The organism is Helicobacter fennelliae, from assembly GCF_900451005.1.
Lineage (GTDB): Bacteria > Campylobacterota > Campylobacteria > Campylobacterales > Helicobacteraceae > Helicobacter_B > Helicobacter_B fennelliae.
This window is the reverse complement of record NZ_UGIB01000001.1, coordinates 530,181-542,968: the sequence shown is the minus strand read 5'-3', so window position 1 is coordinate 542,968 and position 12,788 is coordinate 530,181. Positions and strand designations below refer to the sequence as shown.

General features: G+C 38.2%; 11 protein-coding genes. All 11 read left to right on the top strand.

Annotated elements, in window-relative coordinates; all coding sequences use genetic code 11:
* The first annotated feature begins 14 nt into the window (after positions 1–14).
* Positions 15–659 (top strand): 3-methyladenine DNA glycosylase, encoded by a 645-nt coding sequence (locus DY109_RS02605; RefSeq protein WP_023947620.1) that lies wholly within the window; start codon positions 15–17, stop codon positions 657–659.
* Positions 660–1,070: 411 nt separating this feature from the next.
* The gene (locus tag DY109_RS02600) at positions 1,071–2,612 is read left to right on the top strand and encodes a M28 family peptidase (RefSeq protein WP_023947624.1); all 1,542 of its coding nucleotides are present in this window, start codon (positions 1,071–1,073) and stop codon (positions 2,610–2,612) included.
* 16 nt (positions 2,613–2,628) lie between these two features.
* Positions 2,629–3,678, top strand: coding sequence for a hypothetical protein (locus DY109_RS02595; protein ID WP_115737756.1), 1,050 nt, complete (start codon positions 2,629–2,631; stop codon positions 3,676–3,678).
* 112 nt (positions 3,679–3,790) lie between these two features.
* Positions 3,791–5,875 carry an RNA degradosome polyphosphate kinase gene (locus tag DY109_RS02590; RefSeq protein WP_023947628.1) on the top strand — a complete coding sequence of 695 codons (2,085 nt, stop codon included), beginning with the start codon at positions 3,791–3,793 and terminating at the stop codon, positions 5,873–5,875.
* 37 nt (positions 5,876–5,912) lie between these two features.
* Complete coding sequence (locus DY109_RS02585) at positions 5,913–6,968, top strand: quinone-dependent dihydroorotate dehydrogenase (RefSeq protein ID WP_023947630.1); 1,056 nt, start codon at positions 5,913–5,915, stop codon at positions 6,966–6,968.
* Positions 6,965–8,263, top strand: a complete 1,299-nt coding sequence (locus DY109_RS02580; protein WP_023947631.1) for a M16 family metallopeptidase — start codon at positions 6,965–6,967, stop codon at positions 8,261–8,263. The genes DY109_RS02585 and DY109_RS02580 overlap by 4 nt, the downstream gene beginning before the upstream one ends.
* A 10-nt stretch (positions 8,264–8,273) precedes the next feature.
* Positions 8,274–9,152 (top strand): 4-hydroxy-tetrahydrodipicolinate synthase, encoded by an 879-nt coding sequence (gene dapA, locus DY109_RS02575; RefSeq protein ID WP_023947632.1) that lies wholly within the window; start codon positions 8,274–8,276, stop codon positions 9,150–9,152.
* Complete coding sequence (locus DY109_RS02570; protein ID WP_023947633.1) at positions 9,149–9,949, top strand: enoyl-ACP reductase; 801 nt, start codon at positions 9,149–9,151, stop codon at positions 9,947–9,949. The genes dapA and DY109_RS02570 overlap by 4 nt, the downstream gene beginning before the upstream one ends.
* A gap of 28 nt (positions 9,950–9,977) precedes the next feature.
* Positions 9,978–10,100, top strand: coding sequence for a hypothetical protein (locus DY109_RS12305; protein WP_280524214.1), 123 nt, complete (start codon positions 9,978–9,980; stop codon positions 10,098–10,100).
* A 5-nt stretch (positions 10,101–10,105) separates the two neighbouring features.
* Positions 10,106–11,611: a DUF6056 family protein gene (locus DY109_RS02565; protein WP_023947634.1), complete on the top strand. Its 1,506-nt coding sequence runs from the start codon at positions 10,106–10,108 to the stop codon at positions 11,609–11,611.
* Positions 11,612–11,712: 101 nt separating this feature from the next.
* The gene (locus tag DY109_RS02560) at positions 11,713–12,726 is read left to right on the top strand and encodes a cation diffusion facilitator family transporter (protein WP_023947635.1); all 1,014 of its coding nucleotides are present in this window, start codon (positions 11,713–11,715) and stop codon (positions 12,724–12,726) included.
* The last annotated feature ends 62 nt before the right edge of the window (positions 12,727–12,788 follow it).

Sequence of the window (12,788 nt, the reverse complement as noted above, 5' to 3'; positions counted from 1 at the left end):
TTGGAGATTGTTATTTGGAAAGTTTGTGGATTTTAGAGCGACTGAAGGGGCTGGATTTATTAAAAGATCGTGATGTATGGTGGTGGCCAAATGCGCTAAGTTTTGAGGTTGTCATAGGTGCTGTTTTGACACAAAACACAAAATGGGAAAATGTAGAAAAATCCTTGCAGAATCTAAAAGTAGCTAGAATCTTAAGTGATGATGATGAGGAGAGTTTGCACAATCTTGCTTTGTGTCAGAGTATTGAAAATCATATCATTGCAAGTGGGTTTTATCGCCAAAAATCATCGCGCCTTATTGCGCTTGCGAGGGCTATGCAGAGTGATTTTGGGGATTTTGGTGGGTTTTGTGATAATGTAGAAAGAGAATGGCTACTCTTGCAAAAAGGCATAGGATTTGAGAGTGCTGATAGTATTTTGAATTATGCCTGCGGGCGGGAAGTTATGGTTGTTGATAAGTATAGCTTTCGTCTTTTGCAGCAATTAGGCATAGAAATATACGAATACAATGAGCTTCAATCTTGGTTTATGGATTTAGCTTTGGGGGATTTGCATCGATTGTATAAAGATATGCCTTTAGCACAAATTTATGCGCGCTATCATGGAAAAATCGTGGAGTTCTCAAAAAGAAAAATGCGACTTGAAAATGAGAATTTATAGGGTGTCTGCATATAAATAGCCTCAAAAATATACAAAACATCTAGAATCAAACGTAAAAACAAAAAAATACAGAAGCAAAAGAAATAAATGGGTGTGCTATAATGACAAAGCCCCCAATCGTATGATCGGAGGCAAAACCAACCAAAAGGGTTTGTTATGTGTAAGAATAACAGACGCCTTAGGTTTGCATTATATCTAAATTTTAAACTCTTTAGACTTAAAGTGAAGATTAATTTCAAACACTAAGGCAGCGGGGCTTTTGCCCTGCCTTTTGGTGGTTGATATATCAAAAACCAAAAGCAATATAAACAAAGCATTACAGAATCTAAAACATAACAATATATAATTTGAGGATTGAAAATAGCCAATCAAAAAGCAAAAGTCAAAAAGATAGAATCTAAGGAACGATGAGTGAGCGCATTTGAGATTTTTCAACAACTTTGTCAGATACCGCATAAGTCTTATCACACGCAAGAAATGTTTGCGTTTTTGAGTGGGTTTTGTCAAAGATATGGTTATGAAGTCAAAATTGATGAAGCCAAAAACATCTACGCAAGCAAAACCAACAAACCAAAACTATGCCTTCAATCTCATTATGATATGGTCGGTGTGGGCGAGGCGGATTTGCTTAAGCCTTTGGAGATTTATATCGATGGGCAATATGTGCGTGCCAAAAATTCATCTCTTGGCGCAGATAATGGCGCAGCAATAGCGGTGATTTTGGAGCTTATAGAGGCAAATGCAGACATAGAAGTGCTTTTTACAAATAATGAAGAAGTCGGGCTTGATGGCGCAAATGCACTTTCACTTCCGATTCGTTCAAACTTTTTACTCAATCTTGATAGTGAATTTTTTGGTGAAATCATTGTAGGCTGTGCGGGCGGATTTGATAGCGTGATAGAGTTTGCGCAGGCTCAAGCAGAGATTGTAAAGACGCAAGAAAAAATTACAAAAAAGACTACAAAAAATGCTAAAGCACAGAATCAAAAAGAGATCCAAACAGAGTTTCAAACAGAGGAGTTTCAATGGATTTGTGAAGTGAGTGCGTTTGGGTTTGTCGGGGGACATAGTGGCGTTGATATTCACAAAAATATCCCATCAAGTATCGTGGCATTTGCTTTATTGATAGAGCAGACAGAAAGTGAGATTCTCTCTATTTGTGCCGGTGAGAAGTCAAACTCTATTCCCGTCTCACTTCAAGCAACTCTTGGCTTGAAGCAGGACTTTGCGCAGCATAAGCATTCATTTATCGCAGCATTGCAAAAAGGCTTAACACAAAGCGATAAAAACGATATAAATAATATTTATTTGCAAAACAAAAATAAGAATCTTATATGTGATTATGATGAACGATACGATTCTTTGAGGGTGCATATCAATGCAGATTCTGGGTTTGTATTAAAATTTATCAATAATCCAAAATCTACGACTTATTATGATAAAGACACATTTGTGAAATTTATACATACACTCAAGCATGGCGTGCATGTTTGGCAAGATCATCAAATCCTAAGCTCGCTCAATATCGCAATGATACAAGAGGATAATAAGAATCTAAAAATAACACTCAAAGCAAGGGCAAACACACAGGATTTACTCACGCAGATAAAAGAGCATATCCAGCACGCAATCCATACAGCCTGTAGCCCTAAAACCACCTTTACATTTAGTCATTTGTATATGCCTTGGCAAAGAGATTTAGATACAGATCACCCGATTTTGCAAAAAATAATCCGCGCATTTGGGTGGCGACACACAGAAATCACTCAAATCCATGCTGGGCTTGAATGCGGGATTTTGCAAGGAAGGTTTGCATCAATGGGTTTGCGTGGTATCGTCATGGCTTCAATCGGTCCTACGATTTTGTATCCACACTCTCTCAATGAATGTATGGATTTGGGAAGTTTTGAAGAGTTTAGACAAGTGCTTGGGAATCTGATTAGGAGTTTGTGAATGATGAGGGTTTGTGATGAATAGCAAAAAAGATATATACAAAGTATATATGATTGTAAGCTGTTTGGTAAGTGGCGTATATGCTAAAAATATAAGTGAATTTGGCAATTTTAGCACTGATGATATTGCCAAAACTCACCAAATCCACACAGCGCAAAATCCACAAAATAAACAAAAAAATAGCTATAACGACACTTTAGCTTTTGTTTATATGCTTGATGATTTTTCTGCTGATAATCCTTCGTCTGATACAAATTCAACCAATTTAGCCAATTTAGCCAATTTAGCCAATGATGCCTCTGATAATTCCTCTGCCCCACCCATCAAAAAATACCCTTCCATAGAGCCTTCAGAGCCTTTAGAAGCAGAATCCAAACCAGAATCCAAAACTCATATTAAATTAGATTCTAGTTCGGATTCTAATAAAAATTTAGCTACGGATTCTCAAATAAATCCACAAATAGATTCTAGGCGGTTGCAAAATCCTCCACAAAATCTAGGGCAGAATCTAGCACAAACTCACACCACCAAAGCCCATTCTAAAATCTATCAGCCAATCTCTATCACCAAAACCACCTATGCTTCATTTTCGATAGGCTATTCATACAATCAAATCCTCACTGACAAAATCTCTCTTCAAAACGCAAAATCCTCATACAAAAAGAGCGCACATGGCGCGTTGTTTGGGCTAGAGCGCGGAAGCATGGTTAAAAATTTTATGTTTGGTGGCTATCTTTATGGTGTGGCAGGCGATGATTATTCTTTGGGGTTTGGAATGAGGGCTTCGTATGTATTATGGAGATATGTTATACCAAGCGTTGGGCTTGGCTATGGACTTCAGCACATACAATTTCCGCAAGATTCTGCACAATACAATATCCATGGCTTGCATTATGATATGGGGTTATTTGTCAATGTGTATCGTGGATTTGGGCTGAAGTTTGAAGCAAAGGCGTTGTATCCAATGGGAATTTTGCGCGGTGTTGATGCTTCTAAATACGGGAATCCTATATTTTTAGGGTATTCGCTTATCGTAAGCTTTGCGTTTTATGATTTTTCAATTTAGCTTAAAGTATCAAAATCCAATCAAAATATAACTAAAATCTAGCTTGAAAATTAATATTTTAGATAAAATATACCTTTATGTGCTGTGCCAAATAAACCAAAAAGGAGCATAAATGAAAACAGAAGCAAAATTTTTTAATCGTGAGTTGTCGTGGTTGCGATTTAATACGCGTGTGCTCAATGAAACAAGAAATAGCTCTACTCCATTGCTTGATCGATTGAAATTTTTGGCAATTTATGGGACAAATTTAGATGAATTTTATATGATTCGTGTCGCAGGGCTTAAGAGGCTCTATGCAAGCGGTATTAGCGAAACGGGTGCAGATAAGCTGACTTCAGCGCAACAGTTAGAGAGCATTCGGGCGTATGTGCATAATGAAAAAAAAGAGCTCCAAACACTCTTTAATGACATCAAGCAAGCCCTTGATAAAGAAAATTTCGCTATCAAAAATCTCAACGAGCTTAATAAAACCCAAAAACTTTGGCTCAAAGATTACTTCACTAAATATCTTTATTCAGTCATTGTGCCTATTGTTGTAGATTCTACGCACCCATTTCCGCATTTAAATAATTTGAGTTTTGGGATTGTCATCGAGCTTGAAAATATCGAGACAAAAGAAATTAAGTTTGGCATTGTAAGGATTCCGCGAGTTTTGAAGCGATTTGTCGAGATTGACAAAGGACTTTTTGTGCCGGTAGAGACGATTGTTGGAGAATTTGCAGGCGAGCTTTTCTTGGGGTATAGTGTGCGGGATTATATTCCATTTCGTGTAACAAGAAATGCGGATTTTGAAATAGAAGAAGATGAAGCTGATGATTTTATGCAGCTTATGAGTGAGGGGCTACAAGCGCGCAAAAAAGGTGAGATTACGCGACTTGAAGTGGGCGAGGGCAAAGAGAGCCTCAAAGCATTTGTCCGCAAGCAAGTTATGGTTGTCTCTGAAGATATATATGATTATCATATTCCGCTTAATCTCGGATCGTTATGGGAGCTTGTCGGTGCAAAAGATTTCGCGCATTTGCGTTCAGTGCCGTTTAATCCCAAAATCTTACTTCCATTTGATCCAGAAAGCAATCCGCTTGAAGTGATAGATTCTCAAGATGTTGTGTTATTTCACCCTTATGAAAGCTTTGATTCTGTCGTGAGCTTTATCCAAACCGCAGCAAAAGATCCTGATGTTCTATCTATTCGTATGACGCTTTATCGTGTCGGCAAAAATTCACCGATTGTCAAAGCTCTAATACAAGCCGCAGAAAACAATAAGCAAGTTACCGTGCTTGTCGAGCTTAAGGCGCGATTTGATGAGGAAAATAATTTGCATTGGGCAAAGGCACTAGAATCTGCGGGCGCACATGTGATTTATGGAGTGCCCGGACTCAAAGTGCATGCAAAAGTCGCGCTTGTAATCAAAAAAATCGGCGATAGATTGATTGAATATGTGCATTTAAGCACAGGAAATTACAATACCGCTTCAGCTAAAATCTACACAGACATAAGCCTTTTTACAGCTAATGCCGACATCGCAAATGATGTTATCAAGCTCTTTCATTCACTCTCAACCGGAAGCTCTTATAAAACTGAGCTCAAAACCCTCTGCGTCGCGCCAACTCAGATCAAGCCAAAGCTCTTAGAGCTTATCAAAGCAGAATCTAAATATGGCAAAGAAGGGCGCATTATTTTGAAAGCAAATGCGATTGTTGATGAAGATGTGATTTTGGCATTGTATGAGGCGTCAAAAGCAGGCGTGCAGATTGATTTGATTATCCGCGGGATTTGTTGTTTGCGTCCGGGCGTGAAGGGAATGAGCGAAAATATCCGCGTATTTTCTATCATAGGCAAATATTTAGAGCATGCCAGAATCTATTATTTTAGCCACGCAAAAGAAAAGGTATTTTTCTCAAGCGCAGATATGATGCCACGCAATCTTGAACGTCGTGTCGAGATTCTCACGCCCGCTACAAATGAAACAATCGCTTCACGACTTATTGAGATTTTGACAATCCAACTTAGCGATAATGTCCAAATGCATGAGCTTCAAAGCAATGGAGAATACATAAAGATTCCGACCCCAAAAGACAAAGCGATTTCTTCTCAAGTCGTGTATGAATGCTATGTCAATGAGATTTATAATTCAAGCAAAAAAGACAAGGACGCAAAGGCAAAAAAACTCTTGCAACGAATGATTGGAGAATCTTAAAATCTACAATGAGAATCTAAAAGGAGAATAGCAATTAATGGAAATTTATCAAAAAATACGACCATTATTATTTAAACTCGATCCTGAAAAAGCGCATTATCTCATCACTAATACTTTGGGATATATAAGGAAACTTCCATTTGCTGATGATGTGTTTATAGGCATTGGAGGCTATGAAAGTGCGCGGTTAGAAAATACAATATGCAATATGGATTTTTATAATCCTATTGGTTTGGCAGCAGGATTTGACAAAAATGGAAAAATGCTTCAGAGTCTTTGTGGGCTTGGATTTGGGTTTTTGGAATTAGGCACGATCACAAAAATCGCGCAAGCAGGCAATCCAAAACCACGCATTTTTCGGCACATAAAAGAAGAGAGCTTGCAAAACTCAATGGGATTTAATAATGATGGCAGTTTTAGCTTCGCTTCAAGGCTGAAAAAACATTATCCTTTTTGCATACCTATTGGCATTAATATAGGCAAAAACAAAGCAATCGCACAAGAAGATTCACTGCTTAATTACCAAAAGGCACTTGAAGATATGCTTGAAATCGGAGATTATTATACATTTAATCTCTCATCGCCAAACACCCCAAAGCTTCGAGATTTGCAAAATGAAAGCTTTGTGGGCGAGCTTTTTGCTATGGCAAGTGAAAAAACCAAAAAGCCATTGTTTCTAAAAATCTCTCCAGATATGGATACAGACAATATGCTTAAAATCTGCCAAAAAGCCATAGATTCTCGTGCAAGCGGGATTATCGCTACAAATACAACGATTGATTATTCTGTTGTAGAGAATCCAGAATCTAGTGGCGGGATTAGCGGGCTTGCATTACGCGAAAAAAGCCATGAAGTGTTTTCTCATCTTGCAAAAGCGTTTTTTAAGCGCACTACACTCATTTCAGTAGGTGGAATCGATAGCGTACAAGAAGCATATCAGAGAATCCGAATGGGTGCGAGCTTGATTCAGCTTTATAGCGCGCTTATTTTCAAAGGTCCAAGTATCTGTCGCTCTATTGCTAAAGAGTTAGATTCTCTGCTTCAAAGAGATGGATTTGAGCATATCTCACAAGCCATAGGCGTTGATGTATGAAAAAGATTTTATTGTGTTTGGGGGTTGTTATGAGTGTTGTTTTTGCAAAAAGTGTGCTTCCAAAGTCTGAGTCAATTATGCTTGATAATGGGCTAATGGTCGTTGTTATTCCTATACATAATGAAAGCAATGTGATTGAGACAAATGTGTTTTATAAAGTTGGCTCACGCAATGAAGTTATGGGCAAAAGTGGTATCGCGCATATGTTAGAGCATTTAAGCTTCAAATCCACCAAAAATCTTGAAGCTGGAGAATTTGATGAGATTGTCAAAGGATTTGGTGGGGTTAATAACGCTTCTACAAGTTTTGATTACACAAGATATTTCATCAGATCAAGCGCGCAAAATGTCGATAAATCGCTTGAATTATTTGCAGAGCTTATGAGTAATCTCAATCTCAAAGAGCAAGAATTTGCTTCAGAGCGACAAGTTGTCGCAGAAGAGCGAAGATGGCGCACGGATAATTCGCCCGCTGGATATTTGTATTTTAAATTTTTCAATACCGCTTTCACCTATCACCCATACCATTGGACGCCTATTGGATTTATGGAGGATATTTTGCATTGGAAATTGGAGGATATTCAGGATTTTTATACACGCTTTTATCAGCCAAGTAATGCTATTATCCTTGTAGCTGGGGATATCGAGCCTAAGGAAGTATTTGAGAGTGCAAAGAGGCATTTTGCATCTATTGCTAATACCCGCCCATTGCAAGACGCATGGCAAAAAGAACCACCACAAGATGGCTATCGTGAAATCATTATCAAAAAAGACACGCAGATTCAGTGGCTTATGATGGGGTATAAGATTCCAAATTTTGAGCATAAAGATCAAGTCGCGCTTTCAGCGTTAGCAGATATTTTAAGTGATGGGCAGTCTTCTATTTTTGAGGTTGAGCTTGTGCATAATCAGCAGATCGCAAGTGAGGTTTCAGCCTATCCTATGGCACTTAGAGATGATGGGGTGTTTGTGATTACTGCGGTTGGCAATAAAGACATTCAAGCCCAAACAATGCAAAAAGAGATCATCAAAATCCTTGATAGAATCAAAAAAGAAGGCATCACTCAAGAAGATCTTGACAAAGTCAAGCTCAATATGAAAGCAAAGTTTGTATCGATTTTTGAGCGTTCAAGCTCTGTTGCTTCGCTTTTTGGGTCGTTTTTGGTGCGCGGAAATCTTAATCCTTTATTAGAATATGAAGAGAGATTTGCTAAACTGAGCGCAAAAGATATTCAAGAAGTCGCAAAGAAGTATTTTAATCAAGATACTTTGAGTGTTGGTATTTTGAAAAAATAGGAGCAAAAGAATGCGTGGAGCGATGAGTGCATTAATCACACCATTTAAAAATGGAAAAATAGATTCTCAAACTTTTATCACTCTTATTGAGCGACAGATAAAATACGGAATGGACGCTTGTGTGCCAGTAGGCACGACAGGAGAGTCAGCGACACTTACGCACAAAGAACACATGGAATGCATAGAAATCGCAGTGAGTGTGTGTAAGGGGACCAAAACAAAAGTGCTAGCTGGCGCAGGAAGCAATGCGACAACAGAGGCGATCGAGTTAGCACAATTTGCCCAAAAATGCGGAGCTGACGCAATATTGTGCGTGAGTCCGTATTATAATAAACCAACGCAAGAGGGCTTGTATCAGCATTATAAAGCAGTGGCAGAATCTGTGGAGATTCCGCTTATGCTCTATAATGTTCCCGGACGCACAGGCGTGGATATTGCGCCAAAAACTGCAATACGACTTTTTAGAGATGTCGCAAATATCACAGCGATCAAAGAAGCAAGCGGATCTATGGAGCGCATTATTGAGCTTAATACCCAAGCAAGTGATTTACAGATTCTCAGCGGTGAGGATATGATTAATTATCCTATTTTGGCAAATGGAGGCAGTGGAGTTGTGTCAGTTACGGGTAATTTACTGCCTGATAAAATCGCTCAACTCACACATTTGGCGATGGAGGGAAAAATGTTGGAATCTAAAGCTATAAATAATGAACTTTATGATATAAATACAACATTATTTTGCGAGAGCAATCCGATACCGATTAAAGCCGCGATGTTTATAGCTGGATTGATACCTAATCTTGAATATCGGTTACCATTGCTTGCACCAAGTGGAGCTAATATGCAGTTAATCGAGCAAGTGCTACAAAAATATGAGGTGAAGAAATGACAAATGATCAAAATACAACAGACTTTATGAGAGGAAAAACCCTTGTAATTAGTGGAGCGACAAGGGGCATAGGCAAAGCTATCCTCTATAAGTTTGCACAAAATGGAGTTAATGTTGCTTTCACTTATAACAAAAACGAAGAGGAAGCCCAAAAAATCGCTCACGATGTAGAATCTAAATACAAAATCAAAGCAAGATTCTACCCGCTTAATGTCCTTGAACCCGAGCAATACATCGAGTTATTTAAAAAAATTGATGAAGATTTTGGGCGCGTGGATTTTTTTGTCTCAAATGCGATTATTTATGGCAAAAGTGTAGCAGGTGGCTTTGCGCCTTTTATGCGTTTGCGTCCAAAAGGGCTTAATAACATCTACATTGCCACTGTTCTTGCATTTGTCGTAGGGGCGCAAGAAGCAGCAAAGCGAATGAAAGAAGTTGGAGGCGGTGCAATCGTATCTCTTAGCTCTACGGGGAATCTCGTGTATATGCCAAACTACGCAGGACATGGCAATTCTAAAAACGCTGTGGAGACAATGGTTAAATATGCCGCAGTAGAGCTTGGCGAATGGGGTATCCGCGTCAATGCAGTGAGTGGAGGACCGATTGATACAGATGCATTGCGCGCATTTCCAGACTATGCAGAAGTCAGAGCCAAAGTCCAAGAGCAATCTCCTCTTAATCGTATGGGCACGCCTGAGGATTTGGCAGGCGCGGCATTTTTTCTTTGTGATTCTACGCAAAGCGCATGGCTTACAGGACAGACTATCGTTATTGATGGCGGAACGACTTTTAAATAAAGTTATTTTGTATATTTAAGGGTTATCCATGCTATCATCAAATCCAGTGGTAAAAAATAAAAGAAAACATAATAATCTCACTCAAAAAATAGTCAGTATTTTTTCTGCCCCCCCCCCCAAAAAAATAGATATAATACCTCTTATCTCATAGCCTTTTTGGCTTGCATATATCTGTTTTTATTTTTTCTTAATGCTATCTTTCCTACTCAAAGTGATGATATTGGTATAGATTCTATAGATATTCAAAGAGCTATAGATTTTTATATGAATTTAAATGGTCGTTTTGGTGTTTTTTTGGGTTTGTGGTTTGGGAGCTATATGGCAACAACGCTCCTTTTTCCTTTCATCAATGCTTTTGTTGGGTTGAGCTTTATAGTTGCATTTTTTGTAGTTGTTTTTGGGAGAATGCCTAAAGCCTGCCTTTTTGATTTGACATTTTTATGTCTTATTTTGTTGCTGATGATGAGCGATGCTACATTTGGATCTATATTTTTCTGGGCTGCTGGAAGTTTTAGTTATCTTTGGATGTATTTGCTTTTATGTTTGTATTTGATTCCATATCGCTTATTTTGGGGGAGAGTCTTTGCAAGTAAATCTATAAAATTAGATTCTAAAAATACACAAAAAGATTCTACTCATAGCAATGACTCTTTGTTTGTAAGTTTTGCAAAATCTATAACCATATTTTTATTGAGTTTTATGGCTGGCTGGGGAAGTGAGCTTGGGATTGTCATTTTGGTTGTGCATACTCTATTTATCATCTATGCACTTAAAGTTCGCAAAGTCCATATTAGACTGCCATTATGGTATTTTGCTGGGGTAGTTGGGCTTTGTGCTGGTTGGCTTTTGTTGTATTTTAGCCCCGGAAGCGCAAAGAGAGCAGCACTTTATAGGCAGCTTGGGTTTGGTTATTATAGTTTGCGCGATTTATGGGATATGAGCTTGGCTCAAAAATTTACGCATATCAAAAATACTTTTGGTAGGCTGTCTTCAAAATGGGTGTTTATTATCAATGTATGCTGGATTTTGTGGGTGGTATTGTGGGCAAAGGCGCGAGTAAATATTGCAATTTCTAAAAAAATTTTCCTTACATTTTTTCTTATTGTGCTTGGCGTTGGTATAGCTTGGATTCTGCGTAAAAATGGACTTTTGCTTTTATCTTTAAGCACATTATTTTGCTTTGTGGCAAGCTTTAGCGCAAACGAATCGTATCAAAAACGATTGTTTTTTATCCTTGGAAGTTTGTTTGCATTGTATATGCTTTATATCAGTGCGACGATTCAAGTTGGGCTTCCTGGGAGAGCGCAGCTTCATTACACATTGATTAAAGTGGCTATATGTGTAGTGATTATATGTGCTATTTGGCATTATAGACCCTTGCTAGCGCGTGGATTATCGAGCATAATTATTTTGCTTTGTGTTGGGTATGGGATTTATGTTGGCGCAGCGTGTATAGATATGAGCTTCAAATGGCAAAAAATGGTAGGCTATATTGAAGGGCAAAAAGATTTGGGCGCGAAAGATATAGTGGTAGATTCTGATACTTTCAAGTCATTTTATAGGGGTTATGGGGATTGGGTTAATCCGGGCAAAAACCCACTTGAGTGGCCAAATAATGTCTATGCAAAATATTTTGGAATAGAGACATTTCGCATAAAGTGAGAGATTCTCACATATTCACAAAAAAATCGATTCAACATTAAAAGTAATAACCAAAAAGTATTACAATATCTGCACTTTTAATACAATATAATGAGAATCACATGTATAAAATATTTAAAAATTATAGCAAAAGAGTGCGCAAAAGGCGCAATAAGCAAGTGCAATCAAATACTACAAATTCTGATTTGCAGGCACAAGCCCAAAAAGAGCAATCCGTGCTCAAAGTTTCTACATTAAGCGCGCTGATATTAGCGATTTTTGGCATTAGCTTTGGCGTGGCGATCAAATCTTTGGCGGTTATTTTTGATGGCTTTATCGCATTTGTGAGTGTGGGACTTGGACTTTTGAGTCTTGTAACTTCGCGCTATATTTACAAAGAAGATGATGATGTGTTTCAGTATGGATATGTGCGCTTTGAGCCCATGGTAAATCTTTTTAAATCAAGCGTGCTTGTGGTGCTGTGTTTGTATGCTTTTGTGAGTGCGATAAATAATATCATTCGAGGCGGTTATGAGATAGAGCTTGGATTTGGTGTTGTGTATGCTGCATTTGCGTTTATTTTTTGCTTGGTGCTTTTTATTTATACGCGTGCCTTTGTGAGGGATTCTGATTTGATTAAGGTTGATAATACCGAATGGAAAATCGATTGTGTGTTGTATTGTAGCACTATTTTTGCTTTTGGCATTGTGTATGCGGTGGTTGTGCTGGAGTTTGGTGGCTCTATCGAGCAGCTTGACAAAACCTTATTTGCGCATTATATCGATCCGATACTTTTGGCTATTTTGTCAGCATTTTTGTGTATTTCGCCATTGCGGATATGTATCGAGAATCTCAAAGATCTCCTTATGGTCGCGCCAAAAGAGATAGATGAAAAAATCACAATCATTATGGAGAATCTAAGTGAAGAATTTGGGTTTGAGGATTATGATGCGCATGTAGCCAAAAATGGAAGGTTTTATATGGTTGAGGTGAATATTTTGATTCCCAAAAGTTTTCAGATAAGCTCTGTAAGCGAGCTTGATGATATTAGAGATCGCATAGAAAAAGCCTTGCAGATTCCAAGTTATAAAATTTGGCTCAGCGTGAGTTTTACGGCAAATACAAAATGGTTGTAGAATCTAGCCTAAAAAACTTAGTAATTAGCAGCTAAGAATCTTCCAAAGAATCCTTTAAACCC